Origin of the sequence: Aeromonas sp. s13 (genome assembly GCF_040907905.1) — a bacterium.
Taxonomy (GTDB): domain Bacteria; phylum Pseudomonadota; class Gammaproteobacteria; order Enterobacterales; family Aeromonadaceae; genus Aeromonas; species Aeromonas veronii.
Genome location: NZ_JBFOCS010000072.1, coordinates 94,214 through 119,483 on the forward strand (window position 1 = coordinate 94,214; position 25,270 = coordinate 119,483).

Genomic DNA, 25,270 nt, shown 5'->3' on the forward strand with positions numbered 1-25,270 from the left:
AGTGTCATCCCCATCCGATTCAAGGACTAACGCTTGAACACATCCAGGCCGGTAAAGTAGGTGGTATCATGGCCATCGAACGCATCGGCATACATCACTTTGCTATCCTCGAAGAATAACTCCAGAATTGCCTGCGCCTCTTTTATCTTGCCCGCCAGCACCTCGGGTTCTGCTGTCACCTGCGCCATCATTAGGCTGATGATATTGGCGTAGAAATAGTTAATTGAACCAATCAACACACGATAGAGATGTGATTCGCGGCTCATCAGCAGATAGAGCAGATAGTCGTGATGGCGTTGCATCATGGCCAATACCGCATTGTGTTCACAGGCTACTTGGCGCCAGTCATCGCGTAACTTGTCTACCAGCTCAACGAACAGCGGCACCTGCAATGCAGCAGCGAAATCAACGCTGCTCATGTCAAAGGACTGGAAACAAGTGGCCATAACTTCATCCATGAGCGGGATTTTGTCGAGTACCGGCCATTCAGGTTGCAACGATTCAACACGACGAGGGATTGCCCCTTCTATATAAGCGCCGTCACTACTGTTGACGCACTGCATCTCGGGATAATCACGCAATACACTGGCCATATTATGAATGGCTAGCCCAAATAGATGGTTTATACGCACTTCCTCGCCAAAGTTACCCGGTGCCGGGAAAGTATCCTTTAAATTTTCCTCGTATTTCGCCTCTTGCTTGTCGTTGTAATAGAGACTAAGGCTGGAGTGATGCTGTCCGGCTGTTTTATAGCCATTGTCTATGCCAAACAGATATACCTGCTTGAAGCCAAGCAAGGCCGCATAATTGAGGCCGGTATTACCGACGAACGGGTTGGAAAATTCGATAGTATCGTACTCGAATGCCTGACCAAATGCGCTAATCAGCATGGAGAACATTGGCTCGTTGGGCTTGAATGCCAATCCTGTTTTGCGAAAGAAGCGCTTGCATTCAGGATGGATGACATCAACGCTCAGGAACACCGTATCCTTGAGAAAGTCATCGGCGTTGAGGATGCTAAGAAAATCTGCTGAACTTTTGGTGCGCTCCACTGCAACATAGATATCCGGTTTTACGCCAGCTTTGTAAAGCGCGCTCACCGCTGTACCGCAGGCAATGATGATGGCCTGCTGCTGATGCTGCCGGATGAACTCGATGCTCTGATCCAGCGAAGGGCCATTACCGATCACGAAGATCGGCACCTGCTCGAAGGCACGGGTATCACGCCACCGTTTCAGGAAGGGGGTGCCATCTTGCAGATGGGTGTGGCTATGGGCAAGCGCATAGATGTTGTCATCAAAGAATCCCCATCCTGTCTTGAGCAGATAAAACTCGTTTTCCACCTGTGTGATCAAGGCGTGCAGCTTCGGCGAGTGGTAATGACAGAACGAGAAATAGCTCGCCGACCAGAATGCCCCCTTGCGATGCAAGGCTTCCATCATGTCAGCGACCAGTAATTGCTCGTCAACACCGATAAAGAGGTGAAGAGTGATCGACTCCTCCTCCATGTAGGCGATCAACTGATGCCAGTCAAAGCAGAAGAGCGAGGCATAAAACATGTCAAGATCAGGTTCGAAAGCAAACAGATTCTTGATCTTGCACTGTTCATATAAACAACCGAGCTGGTAGCCCAAGCCAATGCCATACATCAGAGCCAGAGGAATATCGGTATGTAATGCTGCGTTTAGACGCAACCCTTCCAGAGCTGAGTTCTCTTTTAATTTGGAGATTTCATTGTTGTATTTGATATGGATTTGGCCATCGCTATACCACTGGGGCACAAAATCGATGCACTGCAAGACGCTGTGTTCAATGACCTCGGCAATCTGCGACTGAACCTCACTAAATGGATCATCCCCATAAAGCGAGATACCCTCGTCGAGCCACAGAATATTGGGAACGCCGTTTTCGTTACAGAAGAAGCGAAAAGGCCTGGCAGGCTGGTACTCCTTGAAAAAGTCATGAATGGCGGGCATGTACTTGGCAAACGCAGCCATGTTGAGTTCATAGCGCAGCGGAAGCACCTCCTGCATTGCAGTTTCTTGCTGCTTTTGCTGCGCGAGTCGGGCCAACTCATTTTCTATATCTGTAATTTTTTTATGAATATCCATGTAGTACTAACCCGCGTTCAGCTTGTACATATCAGATGCTCGACCTGCTTTTGAAAGTTTCCACAAAGCTGTTTCTGTCTGATTCTTTGCATATTCTATCCGCTCATGTAAGGTTTGAAACTGCACCAATGCTTGTTGGTGCTCCATATCAATAACTACATGTGGCTGGATATGCTGGAAAACAGCATCAAGGAGAATGAGATAATGATCGATCAACTGTTCAGCCATTTGCACATCCTCTTGTTCGAACAAGGTCAGTAACTCTTGACCTGCTGCGATTAATTCTGGCAAACGGTTATTACTCATTCGACTCGGCCCATCTTTTGTTGAGCCAAGGCCTTGTCACGCTCCTCGACAGGAATGGCATCCCAACCGCTTTTCACGGTCAGCATCAGATTTATCACCTCATCGATAGCTGTAATATCCATATCACGGCTGGCATCCATCATCCGAAATTTCATATAGTCATAAAGGGCAAAAAGATCTTCGGGAACCTTACCATAAGAGAGATCAAGCGAATCTTGAAGCCCGTTGATGATAGCCATGGCTTTGGAGATAGATTGGGATTTTTGCTCAAAATCTCGACGTTCGATGGCACCGCGAGCCTGAGCCAGACGCTCCAGGCCCCCTTGCATCAAAAGTTGAATCACACGGTAAGGATCAGCTACTGCCAATTCGGATTGCAGATTCTGGGTGGTATAGGCTTTTATATTTTTACGATACATATGAGACACCACTCATAAATTCAAATTAACTATTTTGGGTATTCAGCAGATTCAAATATGAAGCCGACTTGTTCATCTTGGCCAACATGGCATCCAGGCTTCCGTACCGGGCCCGCAAGGTCTCTTGATACTTGGTCAGTTGAGTGGCAACATCGGACTCTTTGCGGCTCACTTCGCGCAGATCGGAATTCAAAGAGTCTTCCCTTTTCGCCAGCAAACCACCGGTCTTGGAGTAGGTTTCCAGCTGGCTGGCCAGCTGACCTGCAACCCCATCCTTGCCGCCAAAAACCGCCACTACCTGATCGAAATTCTTGTCGATAGCTTCGTTGAATTTGGTATCGTCGATAGACAATACCCCCTTGTTATCCATCTTTATACCCATCTGGAAAATCGTTGAGTAAGTAGAGGACTTTTGCGAAGGCTCGGTGATGGTGCCATTCATCATATTGACCACGGCACGCGTCGTTGCATCGCCCGCCAGAGCACCACCATCATTCTGGCTTTTCCCTGCCACGATAGAGTTGCGCTTGCCAAGCTCATTGCTTTTCTTCACCAGCGCGTTATAGCCGTCGACAAAGCTCTTGACCATGTCCTTGATGCCAGCTTTGTCGGTGGTCACGTCAACTTTGTTGGACTTGTAAGTCTTGGTCACAGAACCATCGCTTGCAGTCGTACTCGTACTATCAGATTCCCTCAAAACTGTCAGTTTGAGGCCAACTATAGTGCCATCAAATGTGTTGGTAGCACTGGTCAGCGTGTTTCCATCTACCTTGATTTGAGCATCTTGCGCGGATTGAGTTTTTGACAATTTAGAAGTGAAGTTATCTGCCAACTCAGTGGTACTTCCGGTGATCACCAGATCCTTGCCACTCCCGCTAACCCCAGAGTCAATCACAAGTTTAGATTTACCATCAGATGTGTTCATGATGTTGACATTAAGACCAAAATTATTACCATCATTATTGATGCGTTTACGAATGGACTGTAGCGAATCCCCCGCCTTCACATCCACATCAAAGGTCTTATCACCAGCCTTAAAGGTCAAGGTTCCATCTTGAGTGATCATTGGAGTAGTCGAAGAGTCAAAACTACCTTCAAATTTGCTGGCCTTCGCCAATTTTTCGACAGTTATATCGTATTGCCCGTTAGAGGAACCCGTTTTGCTCTCCACCTTGAGCACCGGATTATCTTTGTCTTGGGTGATGTTTATGGCGCGTTTATTAAACGCATCATCCTTGGACATGGCCTGGAGTGTCGTCACAAAAGAGGCGATAGCCGATTTCAACTGTCCAACCCCTGAGAGAGTGATCTGGGCATTGGTCTTTTTGGTGGTTATGGGCTGCATCAGTTGTGCTTTCTTGGCATTGACACTCGCAGCAATAACAGACTCCAGATCCAGCTGTGAACCCGCACCAGCAGACGTAATAGTGGCCATTCTCACTCTCCTCGTAAAACTTACGTATTAAATCTCTTTATCAAGCAATAATCCGACTCTTGAGCCACCACCTATTACATCACCTTCACGCAGATCCTTGAGCCGTTTGCTGATAGACAGCAACTCTTCACTTGGGATCTGACGGATCATTGACTTGGTATTGGCGTCCATCACCTTGATAACAACTTGCTCGAGATCCTTTTCGACGCTGAAGTTGACGGTCCATCCCTGCAACTTGCTGAACTCCTGCAAGTTTTGTACCTCTTTTTCAATGTCCTTATCTGAGACATCGGATTTGCGAACCTTCTCTTTGGCTCGCTCCTCTTGTTGCTTTTCCACATCCTGTGTCATCACCCGCTGCTCTTCCGCCATGCCAGATAGCACTTGAGCGGCCGATTGGCCGCTCTTGCTACTTGACTGAAGAGAAGAAGGAGTGACCGATGAGGGAATTCCAATGTCATTGGCCATATCGTCGCTCCTTTTCTATCTCATCACTGCCCGTTAACCCAACAGGGACAGAGCAGATTGCGGTCTTTGGTTGGCTTGCGCCAGGATACTTGATGCCGCCTGCTGCAGGATATTCTGCTTGGTCAGGTTGGCTGTTTCTGTCGCAAAGTCTGCATCACGGATACGCGAACGTGCTGCACTCAAGTTCTCGGACACGTTGGACTGGTTGCGAATGGTCGAGTCAAACCGGTTCTGCACCGCACCCAGCTCTGCCCGTTTGCTATCCACGGCCTTTATCATGAAATCAAGGTTGGCCATGGCTGTCTGGGCATCTTTAGCGGTTTTGATACTGCTGACACTAGTTGTAGTAACCGCTGTAGTTGTTTTGCCAATCGTATAAGGTTCACCTGTGGTGGTGGTAGTTACTGTTGCACTCCCTTTTGTCGCAGATGCAATACCCTTGATCGTGAAAGCAGATGTCATCTTGAAGGTAATTGTTTGCCCTGCATCTGCACCGACTTGGAAGGAGCCCTTATAAGTACCATCAAGCAGCTTTTGACCACCAAAAGTGGTATCGCCAGAGATACGATTTATCTCTGTCGTCAGTTGGTCATATTCCTGCTGCAAAGCAACACGATCATCCGAGTTGTTGGAACCGTTCGCTGATTGCTGAGCCAAAGTGCGCATCCGTTGCAACATGGAGGTCACTTCATCCATCGCACCTTCTGCAGTTTGTGCCACAGAAATACCATCGTTAGCGTTACGGTTGCCTTGATCTAAACCGTTAACCTGTGAAGTCAAACGGTTGGAGATCTGCAAGCCGGCAGCATCGTCTTTGGCAGTGTTGATACGAAGGCCGGATGCCAACCTGGTATAGGAGGTATCCAGCGACTTGTTGGTATTCATCAAGTTACGCTGGGCGTTCAGTGATGAAACGTTGGTGTTAATGTACATAGCCATAAAAAATTCTCCCGAAGAACATGCAACTGCAGGTTGCGTCGTCCAAACAAAACGACGGCCCACCGTTTGAAGAGCAGGTTGAACATGCCTGTCTCTTCAGGCGGGTGTCTGTTTGAACGAACAGGTCACCCGCAGTAGTGCAAACGTTGGATTCCGAACACCCCTCGATTGCTTCACTTTATTTAACGGCAGCACAGAGGCAAGCTTTAGGAAAATTGTTGCCTAAAGCGGCAAGTTTTCTCCGGGAAGCGGCAGCTGGATATGAATTGAGCAGCATCACCATACAACTCACTGCTGATGATGACTCTGTTTACAGGAATAGGCATGTTGGCACGGTTCCTGCTAAGTACTGAGAGAGTGACGTCAATTTGGCGGCACAATAAAAAGAGGCCGGTAAACCGGCCTAAAGATGAGCATATGCTCAGGAGAATATGACCAAGCGTGACAGAACTGAACAACTGGACAACACTTGGCATTACTAGTAGAGATTATATCTCTCCCGATAGAACAGAGTGCGACCCGAACACCCCTTTGTTCCATCTCTTGATCAGGGCGGCCTGAACAACCGCCCTGTTTTCTTTTGTTAGCCTTGCAGCAGTGACAGTGCAGACTGCGGGCGCTGATTTGCCTGAGACAGAATGGTCGATGCTGCTTGCTGCAGAATGTTCTGCTTGGTCAGGTTGGCGGTTTCAGTTGCAAAGTCAGCATCACGGATACGTGAGCGGGCAGCACTAACGTTTTCAGATACGTTCGCCTGGTTACGAATGGTAGAATCAAAACGGTTCTGAACAGCACCCAGCTCAGCACGTTTACTGTCCACAACTTTAATCATGTAATCCAAGTTTGCCATAGCTGTTTGAGCATCCTTGGCTGTGGTAATAGTGCTGATGCTTGTTGTTGAGACATTACCAGTGTTGCTTTTAGTCACAGTGTAAGGCTCACCCGTTGTAGTAGTCGCGACTGTAGCATTCCCCTTCGTAGCCGAAGCCATTCCTGTAATAGTAAAAGCCGATGTCATTCTGAATGTAATTGTTTGCCCAGCATCTGCTCCGACTTGGAAGGAGCCCACATAGCCACCATTAAGCAGATTCTGTCCGCCAAATGTGGTATCTTTAGCTACGCGGTTAATTTCTGTAATTAACTGGGTGTACTCTTGTTGCAAGGCGGTACGGTCATCTGAGTTGTTGGAACCGTTGGCTGATTGCTGAGCCAGTGTACGCATGCGCTGCAGCATGGAGGTCACTTCCTCCATTGCACCTTCAGCTGTTTGCGCTACAGAAATACCGTCATTGGCGTTACGGTTACCCTGATCCAAACCGTTGATCTGAGAGGTCAAACGGTTGGAAATTTGCAGACCCGCGGCATCATCTTTGGCGCTGTTGATACGCAAACCAGATGCCAGTCGAGTGTAGGAAGTATCCAGTGATTTGGTCGTATTCATCAGGTTACGCTGAGCGTTGAGTGATGAAACGTTAGTGTTGATATAAAGGCCCATGACTATTCTCCTAAGCTATTAAATTTACTCTTCTATTTGCTCTGGCTTTATTATTTTCTGTGCCCGATGCGTCTTATTTAACGGCTCGTTTTTGGATGTCTTTAGCATTTTTTTCAACGCTTCATCGCATTAACGCCGCTTACCTTATATATCGGCGGGTCAAGGGAAAACTTAAGGAAAAAATGGGGCCTAAACCAGTGACAGACTCAACCTTCTGAAGCCCGCCAACGGACGTTGTTTCCCAAATAGATGCAGCTTGAATGGAACCAACTAAAGACTTGGTGATCTGATCACCATCATCCTCTTCAAATCTGCATCATGGGCACGTCGCTTCACCCCATCACCACTGGCCTAAATACAACAAGTCTTTGATTAACACTGGTTCACTCACCTTCTGGGTTGATGCCGAGGCCATGAGCAACTGGTTTCACCACGACCATCATGGGCACCGGGGCCGCAGCCAGCTTTACACTGACCAGACCATCGCCACCTTCCTGATGCTCAAGGGGATTTTCAACCTCACTTTACGGGCCACTCAGGGACTACTCGACTCCCTGTTCGAGTTGATGAACGTACCGTTTTGTGACCCCTATTACAGTTGTGTCAGCAAGCGCGTCCGCACGGTGACAGTTGCCTATCGGCAGCCTAGTAAGGAGCGTATCACCGACCTGGTTATCGACTCGACTGGCCTCAAGGTATTTGGGGAGGGCGAGTGGAAAGTCAGAAAGCACGACGCCGAAAAACGGCGAGTCTGGCGCAAGTTGCATCTGGCTGTGGACCCGGTCACTCACGATATCGTGGCGGCGAAAGTCTCGCTGGAAAATGTCTATGATGCCGAGGTGTTGCCGACCTTGCTCAACCCACTGCGGCGCAAGCTGGGACGTGTTTATGCGGATGGCGCCTATGACAGCAAAGCCAGCCATCAACTTATCTCGCGCAAAGGGGCTACAGCCTGTGTCCCGTCTCGCAAAAGCGCGGGGTTATGGGAAAAGGGACATCCGAGAAATGAGGCGGTGCTAGTGATGCGCAAGGGAGGGCTGGCGCACTGGAAGAAGATGTCGGGGTATCACCGTCGCTCGCTGGCAGAGACGGCAATGTATCGGTTCAAGCAATTGCTGGCGGGGAAAATCCGTCTGCGTAACTACAACGGCCAAGTAGGAGAAGTCATGGCGTATGTAAGCGCCTAAACAAACTGAATACCCTTGGCCTACCTGTCAGAAAGCCCCGAGTGTAGCGGTCACTTGGGGCTGGGGCAGGTGTGGCTTGATGGTTGATTTGGGAAACAACGCCCCGCCAACGGCTGCGGGCACGCACGAGCCTCACCCGGTTCATGCCGCAAGAAAAAATCCGTCCCGACTCTCAATTTTGTCGAGCACTGTTGGCGATTGGGCTCACCAGCCCCTAAAATCGCGGCCCCATCAACAATTTGGCGTGAGTTGTTCTCCATGCAGACACTGGTTGAGCAGATTGTTTACATCAGCGACATGTTTGGTACTGCGGTATTCGCGTTTTCAGGGGTATTGGTGGCTGGCCGACTCAGAATGGACGGGTTTGGCGTCATGGTTTTGGCGGCGGTCACCGCCATCGGCGGCGGCACCATCCGTGACATGATCCTGGGTGCCACCCCCGTGTTCTGGGTGCGCGATCCCCTCTATATCTGGGTCGTCATCGCGACAGCGCTGATCGGTATGTGGATGGTCAAGCTGCCCCGCAGGATGCCCTGGTATGTGCTGCCGGTGGCGGATGCCTTCGGACTGGCCCTCTTTACCGTGATCGGTGCCCAGAAGGCCCTCAACTTCGGCACCCCGGGGCTGATTGCCGTGATCATGGGCACCATGACCGGGGTAGCCGGTGGCATGATCCGCGATGTACTGGCGCGGGAGGTCCCCATGGTGCTGCAAAAAGAGATCTATGCCACCGCCTGTATCCTCGGCGGCATTCTCTATACCCTGGCACTGGAGGCGAACATGGACAGGGTAACGGCCATGCTCATCTGCATGACGGCCGTGTTTGGCCTGCGGGTCGCGGCTATCTACTGGCATCTGTCGCTGCCCACCTTCTCCCTGCAACGCAATTGAGAGCAGGCCCACAGCGTCATCATGTCGCTGTGGGCCACGCGTTGAACCAAATAGGCTTTTCTGTTGTCATAGAAGCAGTCGTTGTTAGCCGGAACTTCTCATGCGCAAAATCGGTATGCTTACCACCCTTCTCCTGGCGAACGTGACGGCAGCCCACGCCGAAGCACAAGTGGTATTTGGACGACTGGCCTCGGCGCCGGTGCAGCAGTTCAACCAGCAGATACGCCAGGCAAGCCATCAACAGCAAAACTGGGTTAATGACTACCGTGAGGTAGCTCTGCGATTCGTCGGTCATGGTGACACGCCCAGCCGCATCCATGCCCAGCAGCTGGACAATGATCTGGTGCTCTCGGTCGCCCTCGACGGCAGCAAGAGCGACATGATCTACATCCTGACCCTCTATCGCAGCAACAACCTTTGGCAGATGCGGGAGGCGGAAATGGGCTGGCGTTGTCAGGGGCAAGACTCCTTCACTCCGGTTCCCTGTCCCTGATAGTCATTGCTCACTCTGTGAAATAAAAAAATCCGGCACATTGGCCGGATTTTTTTATTGAAGGTAAAAAACACGCTTACGGGCGGTACACCTTGACGTTGTCAAAGCCCTTCTCTTTCAGATACAGCGCCTGCAGCTTGCTCATCACGCCGCGATCGCAGTAGAGCAGGTAGGTCTTCTCTTTGGGCAGATCGCCAAAGGCGGTGGCTAGCTTGAAGAAGGGGATATGCAGCACTTCACGATTTTCCACCACCAGCGGCTTCTCGTCGTGTTCATCGGCAGAGCGGATATCCAGGATCACCTCGTCAGCGCCCAGCACCTGAGTCGTTTCCACCTCTTGCACTTCAGCGGCAGTCTCTTCACCGATACGGCGGATATCGAGGTAACGGGCCTCAGAGACCACCTTGTCCAGAATGGAGAAGTCAAAATTGGCCTCTTCCTCTTCAATGCGGGAGAGCTCGGCCTTCACGGTCGGCTTCTTGGAGATGACGCCACAGTACTCCGGCATGGTCTCGGCAAACTCCAAAGTGCCGATGCGGCGGGCTTCACTGATGATATCCGGCTTGTCCCAAGTAATGAGCGGACGCAGGATCACCTTGTCGGTCACCCGGTCGATCACGTTCAGGTTGGTGAGAGTCTGGCTGGATACCTGACCCACACACTCACCGGTCACCAGCGCCGGGATCTGGAATTCATCGGCCACCTTGGCGGCAGCACGCATCATCATCCGCTTGAGCACCACGCCCATCTGACCGTTGTCGATCTTCTCGAGGATCTCGGCGACCACCGGCTCGAAGTCCACAGCAGTGAAACGTACCCGGTGGGAGGAACCGAAGCGGTTCCACAGGTGATAGGCCACCTGCTTGACGCCGATCTCGTGGGCCGCACCGCCCAGATTGAAGAAGCAGTAGTGCACCCGGCAGCCGCGCTTGATGAACTGGAACGACGCCACGCCGGAGTCAAAACCGCCGGAGAGCAGACTCAGCACATCTTCCTGGGTCGCGATGGGCATGCCGCTCAGGCCCTGATGGATTGCGCTGACGATAAAGAGCTCCTCGCCGTCGATCTCGAGGTTGATCTTCACATCCGGGTTCTTGAGGCGCACACCATTGCTTTCGCAGTGCTGATTCAATCCACCGCCCACGTAACGCTCAACCTCGAGGGAGGAGAACTCATGCTTGCCATGGCGCTTGGCGCGCACGCAGAAGGTTTTGCCCTTGAGCTGGTCGCCCCACACGGCTTTCACCTGCTCGAAGATGTCGTGCAGATCGGTAAACTTGCTGGCTTGTACCTCGAGGAAGGCCTGAATGCCGGGAATGCAGGCCAGGGCTTCGATTGCCTGCTCGCGGAACTGGTCATTGCGGGAGCTCACGATCAGCTTGTCCCAATCCATCCGTACGCGGGCATCGTCGTCGAAGCGGCGCAGGACATTGCGGATATTGCCCTGCAGGATCTTGATAAAGCGCTGGCGAACCGACTTGCTCTTGATGGTGATTTCCGGGAACAGCTTGATAATGAACTTCATGGTAATGACTCGGGTGACCTTGATTTAAGGGCGCGAATTATATCAGAACTTTGTGGCCAGCGCCTACTGGATGAGCGTTTGCTCACATTACCCTACGCAGTGTTTGCCGTGCAGCGCCAATCTTGCGTATATTCCCGACCCTGCACCCCGGCACCACTTCTGGCGACAGACCGATACGATGAAGACCTATATCTACTACCCCGGCATGGAGGTACGCGACGAGCTCTGGCTCAAATTTGCCCTGCTCTATCTGGAGCGGCTCGCCTTCGTCTTCACCGTCAGCGAAAAGAGCGGCCTCACCGCCCTGCTCGATACCCTTCAACAGCAGACCGATCTGCTGGCCGAGCGGCCCGATGCCGCCTTCTTTGCCGCCATTACCCCGCAACTGGAGAACCAGATAAGCGGCCTGGTGGCCCCCGATTTCGTCCGCCACAAGGTGTTTGGCAACAAGGAGCTGATTGGTCGCTGGCGTCAGGAGGCCAACCACGACTGCTTCTGCCCGGATCAGGCGGGACTGGAGCGACTGCACGGCTTTTGCCTGACTCACGGCTTTGCGACCCGGGATGAGGGTGGGATCAGAATGGCGCGGCGCTTTGCCAATCTGCTCTCCATGCGCCTTGCCCGTGAGTGGGCACTCGCCAATGACGGGGCGCTTATTACCGATCACGACTATCTCGACCGCCTGCTCCATCTGCTCGAATCCCGCTACCACAATCGCGGCGGTCAGGATTGCTTCCACCTCGAAATCCCGTTGCAAGTGCCCACTCACCTGGCCGACATTCCGTTTGCAGAGCTGATTGCCCTGCGCGGGCGCAGCGGCTTTCGCCAGCAGTTGGCCGAATTTCATCTGGCCCTCGACAACCTGCTCACCATGCTGGGTAGCGGCTATGCCGACCCGGCGGCCCTGACCCGCTTTGAGCAGGCTCAACAAGGGCTCAATCAACTGCTCGGGCCCGAGACCCTCAGCATGCCACTCACCACCCTGGTCAGCACCAGCCTGCCCGCCGTAGCCATGCTCCACCAGTTAAAAGTGAGCCATCCCGAAAGCAACCTCATCTTCCATCCCATCAAGAAGAGCCACTTTCACCAACGCAAGAGCCAGCACTTCTTCACCCGGCTCGGTCATCTGCGCCAACCGGGCTGAATGGGCGGAATGAAAAAGGGGTTGGCATTTGCCAACCCCTCTCGTTATCTGTGGCCTACCAATCATCACCACGATGATTGGCCTGCTCTTGCGCCTGCCTGCGCGCCTCCATCGCCCTGTCACGACGAATATTGGCAGGGGTACAGGCAAACTGTTTCTGATAGCAACGCGCAAAACTATCGGAAGCAGGTTCGAAAGGTGAATAGAACCCGGTACGTTCAGGAGAAACATGGTGATCACCATGATTGGTTGTGGCACAACCCGAACTCATCAGCACCAGCAAGGGACACAGAACACGCAGCAAAAGAGAACTCCCGATTGGATTTGAATGAATTCGTAATTATTCACAAATTAATTCACCCAATCAAATATTGATGCATTTCAAATGGTTAATTACATTCGCCTCAATGGCTGTCGACAAAACGCTCAACGGGTGATGGTGCTGGCATCACCGTCAGGATGCACCACGCGAAACTCGATGCGATCGCTGTTGCCTGCTTCATCCACCACCACCAGCTGATAGCGACCCGCCACACTCAGCACCTGATCGCCGTCCCAGCGCAGCCGCTGGCCGTTGAGAAACCAAGCTGGCTTGCCGACACCGCCGAGCACCTTGGGCTGCAACCGATAGAGCTGGCTGCGGATAAGGTTGCCCTCCCCCAGCGCCACGATACGAATGGGAGCCTGCAGCTCGGCACTCTGCTCTTCCCCTGCACAACCGCTGGCGAGCAGCGCCTGCCGTCGCTCGCCGGGGGACCGCCACGGCTCCAACGACAAAGGCCAGAGTGCCCGAAAACCGGATTGTGCCGCATCGTGGCAACGGGTCAGCGTCGGCTTGCCTTCGGCAGTGAGTGCAACTTGGCGCAGCGGCGAGGGCCAGTCCATGGGATCCGGCAAGGTGGGAGGATCGCGTCCTTCCAGCAACCAGGCGCTCTGACGCTGCAAACAGGCTTCAGGCAGGGTCGCGTTCGCCTTGCGCCCCAGCGGCCAGCAAATCTCGGCATCGCTCACCGTGTTGGGCTGTGCCGGCAGAGGGCTGTTGTCCGAGAGCCGCGAGTAGACCGAGAGCAGCAGTGGCACCGCTGCGCTCTGGCCGTAAAAACCGGGCAAAGGGGTGCCGTCGGGGCGCCCAAGCCAGACGCCGATGGTCCAGCGACCGGAGACCCCCATCGCCCAGCTGTCGCGATAGCCGTAGCTGGTACCGGTCTTCCAGGCCAGTCGGTTAACCCGGCCGGTCGCCTCACTGGCAAAAGGCTGATCAGCCCATCCCTGCGCGCTCAGGATCTGCCAGATGATCCAGGCCGCTCCCGGGCTCAGCAAGGGGCGTGACACCGCCTGCTGCCCCGCCAGCCAGACCGGCATCGCCACCTGCCCCTCCCGTGTCAGCGCACTGTAGAGCGCAACCAGCTGCTCGAGTCGAATGCCCGCCGCCCCCAGCGCGATGGCAGGATTGGGTTTGTCGGAGAGCGCCAGCCGCACCCCGGCGTTGTCGAGGCGACTGACCAGTTTGTCGGGCCCGAGCGCCTCCAGCACCTGCACCGCCGGCACGTTGAGGGATTGCTGCAGCGCCTGAGCAAGCGTCACCGGCCCCTGAAAGGCGCCGGAAAAGTTGGCGGGTCTGTAATCCGAGCCGAGCCTCGGCGCATCGGAGAGCAGGGAGGCCGAGTGCACCAACCCTTCATCCATCGCCAGACCGTAGATAAAGGGCTTGAGGGTGGAGCCGGGAGAGCGGATTGCCTGCACCATGTCGAGATAACCGTGGCGGCGCAAATTGCCATACTCGGCGCTACCCACATAGGCGCGCACCGCCATGGTTTTGTTGTCCACCAGCAGCAGCGCAGCAGAGGTCTGCTCGGGGAAGCTGCGGATATAACTCGCCACCCGCGTCTCCAGCCAGCGCTGCAGATCGCCATCTATGGTGGTGTGCACCAGGGCGCCCGGATGGCTGTCGGCGGCGAGACGAGCAAAGAGCGGCGCCTCCATCGGCGTGAAGTGACCGCGGGCCAGCACCGGCTCGATACGTCCCTCCAACCACACCGGCTCGGGCCAGACGCCCTGCGCCACCAGCCGCTGCATTACCTTGTCACGGGCGGCGCGGGCCCGCTCGGGATGCCGGTCCGGCCGGTTGCGGCTGGGAGCCTGCGGCAGCACCGCCAACAGCGCCGCCTCGGCATAGGTCAGCTTGGCCGCGCTCTTGCCAAGGTAGGCAAAACTTGCCGCCTGCACCCCCTCCAGATTGCCGCCAAACGGCGCCCGGTTGAGATAAACAGTGAGCAGGGTGCGCTTGTCGAAGTGCCACTCCAGTTGCAGCGCACGGGCCATCTGGCGCAGCTTGCCGGGCACGCTCCTGTGGTAGGGCTCGATAAGGCGCGCCACCTGCATGGTGAGGGTCGAGCCCCCCGACACAGCCCGCCCATAGCGCAGCCACTGCCAGACCCCGCGCACCATGGCCACCGGATTAACCCCGGGATGACGCCAGAAGTAGCGATCCTCGTAACCCAGCAACGCCTCGATATAGCGGGGGGAGACCTGCTCCAGGGTCACGGGGTAGCGCCACACGCCGCTGGTATCGGCAAAGGCGCGCAGTGGCCGCCCTTTCATGTCGAGCACCACCCGCGCATAGGCGGGGTCGAGTGGCGGCGGCGGGAAAATCCGATCCAGCGCCAGCAATGACAGGAGCAGTGCTACAACTCCCAGCACCGAAAAGCGCAGCCAGCGCGGCAGACCGCCAAGCCAGCGCCAGCCTGCGCGGCCACTGCGACCCAGGCTCAGCCAACCACGCTGCCAAAAAGTGAGCAGGCGAACCCGCTCAAGGGAGGGTTTGTTACTCAGAGATACGCACCTCGTGGATATCCTCACCCACGGCTCGCAGCTCGGGCCGGTACATATCCTCCACCTGGGTCGGCGGCACCTGATAGCGACCCGGCGTCACTGCACGCATCAGGTAGACCAGTTGCTGGTTGCTCCCCTCGCTCAGATCCAGCGCTGCCGTGTAGCGGTCATCGCGAAACTCCTGATGCTTGAGATAGTCGTTCCACTCACTCTGCCACGCCGGTTTCCCCTCGATGGAGAGCTCTTCGAGCTTGATGCTGTTGCCAAGGGCCGGGTTCTCCAGCTCGAAGCCAGCGGGCACCATCTCCACCAGCAGGGCATCGGGCACCGCCGATTCACTGCTGACATTGAGCCGCACCACCACCAGATCGCCCACCTTCACCTTGGCGGGATCAAACGGCTGACCGTCGCTGTTGAACCAGCTGCGGGTCACGCTCATCCCCTTGCTGATCCGCGCCGGCGCCTGTTCTGGGTAACCTACCAGAGTGCGCTGTACATAGAGGGATCCCTTGCCCTCGTTGGTGACGGTGCTGGCGGCCAGTGCCTCGGGGGCACCCTGCTGCAACGGGGCCGAACCGCTCAGGGATCCACTGCCAAGAGAGGAGGTCACCCTGGCCTGCCAGTCGACGGCAGGATCGAAGCGGGCGAGTCGCAACAGAGCGAGCCGCTCCTGAGTGCTGAGCCACTGACGATGGGCCAGGGTATCGGCTACCTTGGCGCTGAGATCAGGCCAGCGCTCCGCAGCCAGCTTGTGCTGACGAAGCAAGGAGAGCTCAATGGCCTGATCGCGCAGCGGTGAGCCGTAATCCCCCAGATAGTCATCACCGCGCTCGGTCGCCAATGCCCGGCTGAGGGCCTTGGCGGCGTTCTGCTCATCCCCCATGGCCGAGAGCGCAAGCGAGAGGTGCAAGAGTGGCAAACCGGAGCGAGCGTGATCGGCCTGCTGCTCCCAGATAAGGCGCAGGGTAGCGAGCGGCGCCTTGCCCACCCGGGCCAGCACATAGGCACTGTAAGCCTGATAGGCAAGTCGGCTGTGCTCGGGGGCACTGCTCCAGCGCTCACCATACTGACTGTCGGTGAGATAGCTTTGCAGCCGGTTCAGCGCCTGATTGAGCATGGCCTCCGGTACTGCGTCGCCCGCCTCTTTGCGCGCCAGCAGATAGTCAGCGGCATAGGCGGTGAGCCACTGCTCCTCGTCGGAGCGACCATCCCACAGACCAAAGCCGCCGCTGGGCAGTTGCAACCGCTGCAGCCGTTGCAGCAGGGCGCGTTGCACATCCGCCTCGTTCGCTGCTTTCTTGCCCTCTGCGGGTTTGCTCCAGGCGGCCCGCTCATCGGCCGTTGTCAGCAAGTAAGGCCAGGCACGAGAGAGGGTCTGCTCCAGACAGGCGTAGGGGTAGTTAGCCAGCGCCTGCCACTGGGCTGCCGGATCCCAGGGCGGCGTGCCGGAGAGGCTGAGCAGCCCCTGCAGGTTGGCGCGATCCAGCCCGGCCAGCTCAGCTGGCGCAAAGCTCATCTGCTGGCCGGGGGCCAGCATCTGATAGTGCTGGCGAGTCTCGGCCGCCCAGGGGGAGCGCAGCGGCAAAGTCCAGTCGCGGCTGATGGCAAAATCCTTGCCACTGGCCGCCAGCTGCAGGCTTGCCACGCCGCTTGCCCCAGTCACGGTGAGCGGCAGGGTCAGCCACTGCTCCTCGCCATTTTTAAGAGCCAGGGTGCCGGGCAGCTCACCATTTGCCTTGAGCCCGCCATTGAGGGTCCAGACAAGGGAGAGGGTCTGAGCCTCACCGCTCATGTTGCGAAGCTGCACCAGCGCCCGGGTCTCATCCCCTCTCGCGCCAAAGCGCGGCCAGCCAATCTCGGCCACCAAGGGCGCCACCACCTTGACGGCGCGCTCGGCCTCACCGACTTGCTGTTCGTTCCAGGCCAGCGCCATCAGCGCCAACTCGCCGTTGAAGTTGGGTAGATCGAGCGGGATCACCGCTTTACCCTGCTGGTCAAAACTCACCTCGCCGCTCCACAGTGCGGCTATCTCGACTCGGCTCTCCAGCGCGCCGCCCTTTTTCAGCGGCGCCCGATCGCCCCCATAGTTGAGGCGGGCCAGCTTGCCATCTTGCGGCGGGATCACCTGGCCGTAGTTGTCGAACAAATCTTGGGCGAAGCGCTTGCGGCCAAAGAAGATCCCGAACGGGTCGAGGGGTTGATAATCGCTGATATTGAGCACGCCCCGATCCACCGCCGCCAGCACCACGCGGCCTTGGCTATTGGGGGTGGAGGTCGCGGTCACTTCCAGTCGAGTGAGCGGCACCGCTTTATCAGGCGCGCTCAGGGTGAGCGGCAGTCGGCGAGCTTCCCGGTCCAGGGTGAGCGGCACCAGCCCGACCGAGCGCAGGCTCTGCCCCTGCTGGCCGCTGACCGGTTTGGAGGCGCTGTCTGGCGCGGCGATCTGGGCCGAGATATGCAAGTCATGGCGCTGCCACTCGGGGCTGACCGGGATCTCGAACTCGCCGCGGGCATCCTTGGCATCATCACCGGCCCCCTTGAGCTCGATACGCTGCCACCAGCGCAGGCCGTCGCCATCTTCCACTATCAGCAACCCCTTGCCGGGGCGCGGGGCCACCAGCGTCACTTTGGCCTTGTCACCTGCCAGATAGGCGCGCTTGTCGAGGGTGATGGCAATCTTGTCAGGCCGCGCCTGCTCGCCACCGCCGCCCCAGGCGTAACTGCCGATCTCCACCCGCAGGCTGGATTGATGGCCCTGACAGTTCTCCACCTCCAACCGATACCAGCCCGCCGCCAGTTGCAGCGTGAGCGGGGTCGGCCCCTTGCCATCCAGCTGCAGGGTCTGCTCCTGCTCCAGATAAGGCTGGCTGTTGAACTCGTACTTCCACCCCTCCCCATCGGCGTAGTGCCAGTAGTAGTCGCGGTACTCGTTGATAAGGCGCACCTTCACCACCCCCGCCACCGGTTGGCCTTGCTCATCGAGGTTGAGGATCTGGAAGGGGAGCGGCTTGCCCCCCTCTACCCGATCCGCCACAAAATCAGCCTTGAGCGCCGGCCACTGGCTGCCCGCGGGCCAGCCATACTGGGTGCGGCTGCGATTGACGGCGCGGCCACCGGGCTCGGAGAGCGACACCCGATAGGCCACCTCCAGCGGCCCGAGGGCGCGCACCCCATCTAGTTCATCTTGCAGCGAAAAAGTCCCCTGCCCCTGCGCATCGAGGGTGAGATTGAGAGGCTCGAGATCCCTGGCCTGCTCGGCGAGCAGTACGTCACCTAGCGTGAACTCCTGCCACTGGGTAAAGGGCATGGTGGCGCGGCTGATCTTCACCTCTGCCTTCGCCTTGGTGGCGCTCGCTGGCGCACCGTAGAGATAGTCCCCTTGCAGCGGCAGCGTCAGGGCTGCGTCCAGACTCGTCACTTCCCCATCCGGCCCCTTGCCCAGCTGTAGCTTGAGCCGCTCCGGCAGAAATTCCTCCACCAAGAAAGGCCACTCGAAACGACTGCCGGCGGCGGTCTTGAGGTTGATGGTCCAGCGCCCAAGCGGCGCATCATCCGGCAGACGCAGGCCGTAGTGGGCGGCGCCAAGGCTATCGGGCAGCAGCCGTTTCTGCTCGAGCAGCTGGCCGTCCGGCTGCTTCACCTCCAGCTCCACCGCCATGCCCGGCAGCAGCTGGCCATCTTGGCCCTTGAGCAGGATCTCGCTGTCGAGCCGCTCGCCGGGGCGATAGAGATCGCGCCCGCTGAATAGATAGAGCTGCTGAGCCTGCCAGGGCTGGGTGCCGAGATCGAAGGTGGAGAGATCGAGCGCCGCCCCATCGAGACGCAGCACCGCCAGATGGTTGCCCTGTTCGGCCAGCAGCAAGCGAGCCCCCTGCACCTGATCGAAGCGGCGATGGCCCTGGAGATCCGTGGTTTGCACCTGCAGCCGGTTGCCCTTCTCGTCAAGCAGGGAGAGCTGCACATCCTTGAGCGGGTCGGCGCTGGCCAGGGAGCTCACGAACACCTCCAGCTGATCGCGGTAACGGCGGGCACTAAGCCCCATGTCGCTCACCGCGAAATAGGTGGTCTCCTTGCGCCAGTCGTAGTTGCCAAGGGGAGACATCACCGCAAAGTAGACGCCAGCCTCGGCCAGCTGCGGCTCCTTCACATTGATGAGGCGGGTCTCGCGCCGGTTGGCATCGAGCTCCAATGCATAGCGGCCACTGAATACCCGCTTGGCCCGCTTGGTGATCTGTTCAAGCTCCCAGTTACCCATGCCGGCACCGGGGCGATATTCCGCCAGAAAACGGGGCAGATATTCGGCATCGACCCGAAAGAAGTCGATATTGACCTCATCCACATTGACCGCGCTGATGGGCAGGCGAAGTTCCTGACGCAGCGGCAATACCATGCCGCTGGCGGTAAACGAAGCCCCCGCCTCCAGCGGCCGGGTCTTGAGGGTCCAGCTCTGGGGGGATGGGCCCAGCCCCGCCTTGAGGCTCACTTCATAGCTTTTATCGGGCTGAACGTTCGGGAAATAGAGGGTGCGACCATCGTCGGCGAGGATCCACTCCCCCTGCACCTGCTTGCCCCCCTCACTGACCGCAAGCCAGCTCTGCCAGTTTGCCTTCGGCGCCAAGGGGCCGGAGAAGACCAGCGCCAGCGCCGGGGCATCGCGATATTGGCGGGCATTGGCCTGCACTACAGAAGTTGGCGCCCCGGCCTCCTGCTGCGCTGTAGATTCTGTGGTCGGTACTTGGCTGGCGGGCTTGTCAGGGCCGCAACCAGACAGCAAACCGACCACCCCGCAAAGCAGCAGGGCCGAGCAGCGGCGGCGCAGAGCGCCGGTTCCAGCGGTAGAGCGGTGAAAAGCAGAGGGAGAGTCAAAGAGGCGCATAGGTTCCATCCCGAGTTGGAGCGCTGCAAACGCAGCGTGGCTGGAAACAGGATAAGGCATCCTGCTCACCCGACACAAAGCTCATTACCCGAATGGGCACAATTCCGCGCCCCTACTGCACGAGAACCCCTTGCCCACTGATCCAGTGCGGCAAGGGTTGTCATCTAGTCGTGGCTGGTCTCGTTTTTTGCTCCGCCTTTGAACCAGCGAAACAGGATGGCCATGACGGCCGCCAGAAACAGCACCAGCGAGGTAATCAGCAGGGCCCGGGTCAACAGTTCGCTGTGGTGGAGGAAGAAGGGGGTATTCATCGCCAGCTTGCCCACCAAACTGAGGCAGAGCGCCCACATAAAGGCACTGGCAAAGCTGGCCACGCACATCCGCAGCACGCTCAGGCGGCCAATCCCCATCAGCATGGGGGTCAGCACCCGCACGAACGGGATAAAACGGGAGGAGAACATCGCCAGAAAACCGTACTTTTTCAGCAGCCGGGTCGCCTTGGGCAGGCTGTCGGGAGGCAACATCCGTTCGATATGATCCATAAAGCGGGTGCGCTGCAGGGCCCGTCCCTGCCAGTAGGCGAGCACAGAACCTATGCCAGCAGCCAACGGCAGATAAATAAGTGTTACTTCAGGGCCAAACACACCCATGCCAACCAACCCACCGGCCAGCAGTACCAGGCTGTCCCCCGGCAGGGGCAGGAAGACGAATGCGGACTCCAGCAGCAGTACCAGCATCAGGCAACTGATCAGCAGGGGTACCGCCTGCATCTGAACCAGGGCGTCAAAATCCTGATGCCAAATGGCCATCAGCATATCCAGCATGTCACTCTCCCTACTACACGGTTCATCATGAACGAGGCAGGGGTTATAGCACCCATCCCCTGAACAAAACGTTAATTTTGTCCGGCACAGGAAATAAAGTGTGTCGAAATATTGCTGCAATTAGGGGATGCAAGAAGGGCGAAAAGCTGAAACAAAAAGCCCCTCATCTTGCACGCACAAGGGAGAGGGGCAAACAGGCACAGAAATAAAACGGTTACTCGGCGGTGGCCATCTGCCAGGTTTTGAAGCCGCCGGAGAGATTCTTCACTTTAAAGCCGTGTTGGCTCAGCAGGCGACAGGCGACATGGCCGCGCAGCCCGACCTGACAGCTGATCAGCAGCTCTTTCTCTTTGGGCAACTCATGGAGGCGACCACGCAACTCGTCGAGGGGGATATGCAGCGCCCCCGGAATCCGCCCCAGCTTGTCGAGCTCCGGGCCATTGCGCACATCCACCACCAGCTGATGGGGGTTACGAGCCTGTACCTCGGCCACGTGGCAGAGCAGGGTGTCCCCCTTCAGGTGGTTGCTTGCCACAAAGCCCGCCATGTTGATCACATCCTTGGCCGAGCCGAACGGCGGCGCATAGGTGAGCTCCAGATCCTGCAGGTCAAACACGGTGAGACCGGCACGTTGAGCTACCGCCAGCACATCGATGCGCTTGTCGATGCCATCCTTGCCGATGGCCTGGGCGCCATAAATCTTGCCATCCGGGGCAAACAGTAGCTTGAGGCTGACCGGATGGGCGCCGGGGTAGTAACCGGCGTGGCTGCCCGGATGGACATAAACCTTCTCGAACGGCAATCCCAGTTGCACCAGTCGCTTCTCGTTGAGGCCGGTGCTGGCCACCGCCAGATCGAACAGCTTGCAGATGGCGGTCCCTTGCGTTTTCTTGTAGGTTTCGCTTCGGCCCAGCATATTGTCGGCGGCGATGCGCCCCTGCCGGTTGGCCGGGCCCGCCAGCGGGATCAGCACAGATTCGCCGGTGACGAAGTCTATCTCTTCCACCGCATCCCCCACCGCGTAGATGAAGGGATCCGAGGTACGCATCCCGGCATCCACCTTGATGCCGCCCCGCGGGCCCAGCTCCAGCCCCGCCTTGGCAGCGAGCAGGGTTTCCGGCTTGACGCCGATGGCGAGGATCAGCAGGCCGGTATCAAGATGGGAACCGTCATTGAGGGTCAGGCGCAGGCCACCGCTTTTGGCGGTCGGCACAGCGGAGGTCTTCTCGGCTGGCAGATCCAGACTCTCGATGGCGGTGAGGCCGGTGCGCAGGCGCAGATCGATCCCCTCTTCCCGGATGCGGGCATGGAGCATGTTGGCCATCTCCTTGTCCACCGGTGCCATCACCTGATCGGCCAGCTCCAGCAGGGTGACATCCAGCTTGCGCTGATGCAGCGCCTCCATCATCTCCAGCCCGATAAAGCCGCCGCCCACCACTGTGACGTGGCGCGGCTGATCGTGGTGCAGGGCCGCCAGAATGCGATCCATATCCGGGATGTTGCGCAGGGTATAGACATGGGGGCTGTCGATACCGGGGAAGGGAGGACGGATCGGCGCCGCCCCCGGGCTCAGCAGCAGCACATCGTAATGCTCGCGCTGCTCTTCACCGGTTTGCAGGTTGCGCACCAGCAAGGTCTTGCCCGCCTTGTCGATCTCGATCACATCGTGGAAGACCCGCACATCGACATTGAAACGGCGCTTGAAGCTCTGGGGAGTCTGCAGCAGCAAGGCATCCCGGTCGGGGATATCGCCCCCTATGTGATAGGGCAGACCGCAGTTGGCGAAGCTGACAAACTCGCCCCGCTCGAACATCACGATCTCTGCCTCTTCACTCAAACGACGAGCGCGAGCCGCCGCCGATGCGCCCCCCGCGACACCACCGATAATCAGGATCCGTTTCATCTGCAAGACTCCTCATACATGATAATGGGCAATAAATTAGACTTTTCTAATTTAGAATTCAATGAAATTTTGTTTCACACCATTTTGCAGTATTCTTGCAACCCCGACGGTTGCTTAACAGGATGTTGTTTGTTCATGTCGTCTACCGCACTCAGTCATCTACCTCCTGCCCTCCAGACGCCGCTCTTTTTCCGTCTGGATCTGCGCAGTCAACGGCTGGTCGCCCTGACCGACGTGATGCAAACCCCGCTCTACTGGCTCGACGAACCGCGTGCCCCCTGGCCTGCCCAGCTGCCCGATGCCCTGCGCCTGCCCATCGAACAACTGCTGGTCAACGGCCATGGCGGCAAGATCACAGTGCGCTTTGCCAGCCAGTTGTGGCATATCGCCCTCGCCCACGAGCAGGATGGCTTCTGGCTCATCTGTCTGCAGAACCTTCGCCAGGAGCCCATCGCCGATCTGGCATTGCAACTGCCGCGCTTAAGCCAGATGGCAAGCCAGCAACAGTATGCGCCCCTGCTCGAGGCCCTTAAAGAGAGCTTGGGGGCCGATCGGCTAATCCTCTGGCACTATCAGGCCAATGGCGATCTCGGCAGCGAGCAACTCACCCCTGTGTTCACCCTGGGGGTCGAGGCGCTCTACCCCATTCGCGGTGACAGCCGCTATATCCGCGCCCTGCGTACCCGCAAAGCGTTGAGTTTCTCGGAGGCTGCCCATCAGCCAATGCTGAGCAATCACCTCTATCTGACCAGTGCCGGTGTGCGCTCACGCCTCGATGGTGCCCTGCTGGAGCAGGACAAGCTGTTCGGGGTGCTGAGTCTGGAGTATCTCGATCCCACTCCACTTAGCGAGGAGATGTTGCAACTGGTGCGCAGCAGCGCCCAGCTGCTCGGCCACTGGCAACCGCAACCGGAAGAGCACCGCGCCGAGCTGGCCCTCCCGCCCGAGCTGCACCAGCAGACCGGCATCGACTACTGCAAGACGCTGGTAAGCTGGGCCATGAGCGCCAGCGGTGCCCGGGTGGGCTGGATCGGCGAGTTCCAGCCCCGCGGTCAGGATCTCTGGATCATCCCCCGCTGCGTCATCAACGAGGAGACCTGCTCCACCCTCAAGCCCATCCAGCTCGACCCCGGCCCCGCTCAGGAGCTGTTCCAGCACGGTCAGGCCATCTATGTGGAAGATCTGCCCGTGCGCTATCCCAAGGCGACCCGGCTGCTCGCCCTCAATGCCAGCGCCTACATCGGCATTCCGCTCCATGGCCAGAGCGGCGCCCCCATTGGCCAGATCACCCTGCTGCTCGATACCCCCCTTGAGGAGCCCGAACAGCTTCTGGATCTATTGAGCAGCCAACACGAGCGGGCCGCCATCGAGCTCAAGCGCCTCGCCACCGACGATGCCCTGCGACTGGCCGAGGTAGCCTTCAATACCCACGATGGGCTGATCGTGATGGATCACAACGGCATCATCCTCAAGGTCAACCACTCCTTCAGCCGGATCACCGGATTTGGCGAGGTAGAGGTGATCGGTCACTCCATTCGCAAGCTGCGTCCCACCTACTACGGGGATCATCTCAAGGAAGATGTCAGCCGCACCGTCAACGAGCAGGAGTTCTGGCTCGGGGAAGAGCGCTGCCTGCACAAGGATGGTCACCTCTTTCCGGTGCGCTTGATGGTGAACGGCGTCAAGGATGAGCAGGGGGAGCTCAGCCACTTTATCTGCAGCTTCTACGACATCACCCAGGAAAAAGAGGCGGCCAGACATATCGAGCAGCTCGCCTACTACGACGATCTCTGCGGTCTGCACAACCGACGCAGCCTCAACCATATTTTGCAGCAGACCCTGAGCGCCCCCAACGGCCAGTGGGGCGCCCTGCTGCTGGTGGATCTCGACAACTTCAAGTCGATCAACGACTCCCTCGGTCACGCCTGCGGCGATCTGCTGCTGCAGGCCGTGGTGCAGCGTTTCAGGGAGCTGCCCCAGGACAATCTGGTGCAGGCGCGCATCTCGGGGGATGAGTTTGCCCTGCTCTTTACCCAGCTGGGACAAGGGGAAGTCACCGCCAAAATTCTGGCAGAGCACTTCGCCCGCGAGCTGATGGGGCTGTTTCGCACCCCGTTCGACATCGGCGATCACAAACTGCACTGCAGCGCCTCGGTGGGGATCAGCCTCTTCTCCGGCAACGAGACGGATCATCTGGTCCTGATGCAACAGGCCGACACCGCGACCCACATGGCCAAGCGCGCCGGTCAGGGCCACTACGTCTTCTTTTCCGAGGCGATGGCCCAGCATGAGAAGAACCGGCTGACCCTCACCAATGAGCTGCGCGATGCCCTGCGTCACCACGAGCTGCAACTCCACTACCAACCGCAATATCGGGTCGACAATGGCTCGCTGTCGGGTATCGAGGCGCTGCTGCGCTGGC

Annotated in this window: 17 protein-coding genes and 1 pseudogene; 5 read left to right on the top strand and 13 right to left on the bottom strand. The window is 57.5% G+C overall.

The features are described 5' to 3' along the window. Positions 1 to 26: 26 nt before the first annotated feature. The 7 genes from AB5Y82_RS14905 to flaA form a co-directional block, all read right to left on the bottom strand. Positions 27 to 2,111, bottom strand: coding sequence for a 6-hydroxymethylpterin diphosphokinase MptE-like protein (locus AB5Y82_RS14905; protein WP_368174165.1), 2,085 nt, complete (start codon positions 2,109 to 2,111; stop codon positions 27 to 29). A 6-nt stretch (positions 2,112 to 2,117) separates the two neighbouring features. After that, entirely contained in the window at positions 2,118 to 2,417 is a 300-nt protein-coding gene (locus AB5Y82_RS14910) for a hypothetical protein (RefSeq protein WP_111899739.1), read from the bottom strand. Beyond that, positions 2,414 to 2,836: a flagellar export chaperone FliS gene (gene fliS, locus AB5Y82_RS14915; protein WP_111899738.1), complete on the bottom strand. Its 423-nt coding sequence runs from the start codon at positions 2,834 to 2,836 to the stop codon at positions 2,414 to 2,416. Before fliS ends, AB5Y82_RS14910 begins: the two co-directional genes overlap by 4 nt. A 25-nt stretch (positions 2,837 to 2,861) precedes the next feature. Continuing rightward, entirely contained in the window at positions 2,862 to 4,271 is a 1,410-nt protein-coding gene (fliD, locus tag AB5Y82_RS14920) for a flagellar filament capping protein FliD (protein ID WP_111899737.1), read from the bottom strand. Between the two features lie 27 nt (positions 4,272 to 4,298). Beyond that, a complete protein-coding gene (locus AB5Y82_RS14925; RefSeq protein WP_111899736.1) occupies positions 4,299 to 4,739 on the bottom strand; it encodes a flagellar protein FlaG in 441 nt (146 codons plus the stop codon). A 33-nt stretch (positions 4,740 to 4,772) separates the two neighbouring features. Further along, entirely contained in the window at positions 4,773 to 5,678 is a 906-nt protein-coding gene (gene flaB, locus AB5Y82_RS14930) for a flagellin B (RefSeq protein WP_111899735.1), read from the bottom strand. Positions 5,679 to 6,261: 583 nt separating this feature from the next. After that, complete coding sequence (flaA, locus tag AB5Y82_RS14935; RefSeq protein ID WP_111899734.1) at positions 6,262 to 7,173, bottom strand: flagellin A; 912 nt, start codon at positions 7,171 to 7,173, stop codon at positions 6,262 to 6,264. A 318-nt stretch (positions 7,174 to 7,491) separates the two neighbouring features. On the opposite strand from flaA, the pseudogene AB5Y82_RS14940 reads away from it, so the two are divergent. From AB5Y82_RS14940 to AB5Y82_RS14950, 3 genes and pseudogenes are all read left to right on the top strand, one after another. Then, positions 7,492 to 8,407, top strand: a pseudogene (locus AB5Y82_RS14940) (IS5 family transposase). A gap of 211 nt (positions 8,408 to 8,618) precedes the next feature. Then, positions 8,619 to 9,251 carry a trimeric intracellular cation channel family protein gene (locus AB5Y82_RS14945; RefSeq protein ID WP_005333975.1) on the top strand — a complete coding sequence of 211 codons (633 nt, stop codon included), beginning with the start codon at positions 8,619 to 8,621 and terminating at the stop codon, positions 9,249 to 9,251. A 100-nt stretch (positions 9,252 to 9,351) separates the two neighbouring features. Next, positions 9,352 to 9,744 carry a hypothetical protein gene (locus AB5Y82_RS14950; RefSeq protein ID WP_005333978.1) on the top strand — a complete coding sequence of 131 codons (393 nt, stop codon included), beginning with the start codon at positions 9,352 to 9,354 and terminating at the stop codon, positions 9,742 to 9,744. A gap of 76 nt (positions 9,745 to 9,820) precedes the next feature. On the opposite strand, the gene thiI is transcribed toward AB5Y82_RS14950, so the two are convergent. Continuing rightward, positions 9,821 to 11,269: a tRNA uracil 4-sulfurtransferase ThiI gene (gene thiI, locus AB5Y82_RS14955; RefSeq protein WP_139411363.1), complete on the bottom strand. Its 1,449-nt coding sequence runs from the start codon at positions 11,267 to 11,269 to the stop codon at positions 9,821 to 9,823. Between the two features lie 178 nt (positions 11,270 to 11,447). On the opposite strand from thiI, the gene AB5Y82_RS14960 reads away from it, so the two are divergent. Beyond that, the gene (locus AB5Y82_RS14960) at positions 11,448 to 12,413 is read left to right on the top strand and encodes a hypothetical protein (RefSeq protein ID WP_159143499.1); all 966 of its coding nucleotides are present in this window, start codon (positions 11,448 to 11,450) and stop codon (positions 12,411 to 12,413) included. A 55-nt stretch (positions 12,414 to 12,468) separates the two neighbouring features. On the opposite strand, the gene AB5Y82_RS14965 is transcribed toward AB5Y82_RS14960, so the two are convergent. The 5 genes from AB5Y82_RS14965 to AB5Y82_RS14985 all read right to left on the bottom strand — a co-directional run bounded on the left by AB5Y82_RS14965 (position 12,469) and on the right by AB5Y82_RS14985 (position 22,848). Continuing rightward, positions 12,469 to 12,717 (bottom strand): hypothetical protein, encoded by a 249-nt coding sequence (locus tag AB5Y82_RS14965; RefSeq protein ID WP_074042647.1) that lies wholly within the window; start codon positions 12,715 to 12,717, stop codon positions 12,469 to 12,471. Between the two features lie 122 nt (positions 12,718 to 12,839). After that, positions 12,840 to 15,272: a penicillin-binding protein 1C gene (gene pbpC / locus AB5Y82_RS14970; RefSeq protein ID WP_368174166.1), complete on the bottom strand. Its 2,433-nt coding sequence runs from the start codon at positions 15,270 to 15,272 to the stop codon at positions 12,840 to 12,842. Further along, on the bottom strand, positions 15,238 to 20,121 hold the full coding sequence (locus AB5Y82_RS14975; protein WP_368174167.1) for an alpha-2-macroglobulin: 4,884 nt from the start codon (positions 20,119 to 20,121) through the stop codon (positions 15,238 to 15,240). The genes pbpC and AB5Y82_RS14975 overlap by 35 nt, the downstream gene beginning before the upstream one ends. A 164-nt stretch (positions 20,122 to 20,285) precedes the next feature. Next, positions 20,286 to 20,945 (bottom strand): DedA family protein, encoded by a 660-nt coding sequence (locus AB5Y82_RS14980; RefSeq protein ID WP_005333990.1) that lies wholly within the window; start codon positions 20,943 to 20,945, stop codon positions 20,286 to 20,288. Positions 20,946 to 21,159: 214 nt separating this feature from the next. Continuing rightward, complete coding sequence (locus AB5Y82_RS14985; protein ID WP_005344666.1) at positions 21,160 to 22,848, bottom strand: FAD-dependent oxidoreductase; 1,689 nt, start codon at positions 22,846 to 22,848, stop codon at positions 21,160 to 21,162. 135 nt (positions 22,849 to 22,983) lie between these two features. Between AB5Y82_RS14985 and AB5Y82_RS14990 the strand changes: the two genes are divergently transcribed. Next, the coding region (locus tag AB5Y82_RS14990; RefSeq protein ID WP_368174168.1) for a diguanylate cyclase at positions 22,984 to 25,270 on the top strand (2,287 nt) is incomplete at its 3' end.

Bases quoted from the DNA above. Each gene is read 5' to 3' on its own strand.
- AB5Y82_RS14925 (WP_111899736.1), bottom strand. From the start codon at position 4,739: ATGGCCAATGACATTGGAATTCCCTCATCGGTCACTCCTTCTTCTCTT.
- AB5Y82_RS14975 (WP_368174167.1), bottom strand. From the start codon at position 20,121: ATGCGCCTCTTTGACTCTCCCTCTGCTTTTCACCGCTCTACCGCTGGA.
- flaB (WP_111899735.1), bottom strand. From the start codon at position 5,678: ATGGCTATGTACATTAACACCAACGTTTCATCACTGAACGCCCAGCGT.
- AB5Y82_RS14980 (WP_005333990.1), bottom strand. From the start codon at position 20,945: ATGCTGGATATGCTGATGGCCATTTGGCATCAGGATTTTGACGCCCTG.
- AB5Y82_RS14960 (WP_159143499.1), top strand. From the start codon at position 11,448: ATGAAGACCTATATCTACTACCCCGGCATGGAGGTACGCGACGAGCTC.
- AB5Y82_RS14910 (WP_111899739.1), bottom strand. From the start codon at position 2,417: ATGAGTAATAACCGTTTGCCAGAATTAATCGCAGCAGGTCAAGAGTTA.
- AB5Y82_RS14950 (WP_005333978.1), top strand. From the start codon at position 9,352: ATGCGCAAAATCGGTATGCTTACCACCCTTCTCCTGGCGAACGTGACG.
- thiI (WP_139411363.1), bottom strand. From the start codon at position 11,269: ATGAAGTTCATTATCAAGCTGTTCCCGGAAATCACCATCAAGAGCAAG.
- flaA (WP_111899734.1), bottom strand. From the start codon at position 7,173: ATGGGCCTTTATATCAACACTAACGTTTCATCACTCAACGCTCAGCGT.
- AB5Y82_RS14945 (WP_005333975.1), top strand. From the start codon at position 8,619: ATGCAGACACTGGTTGAGCAGATTGTTTACATCAGCGACATGTTTGGT.
- fliS (WP_111899738.1), bottom strand. From the start codon at position 2,836: ATGTATCGTAAAAATATAAAAGCCTATACCACCCAGAATCTGCAATCC.
- fliD (WP_111899737.1), bottom strand. From the start codon at position 4,271: ATGGCCACTATTACGTCTGCTGGTGCGGGTTCACAGCTGGATCTGGAG.
- AB5Y82_RS14905 (WP_368174165.1), bottom strand. From the start codon at position 2,111: ATGGATATTCATAAAAAAATTACAGATATAGAAAATGAGTTGGCCCGA.
- AB5Y82_RS14985 (WP_005344666.1), bottom strand. From the start codon at position 22,848: ATGAAACGGATCCTGATTATCGGTGGTGTCGCGGGGGGCGCATCGGCG.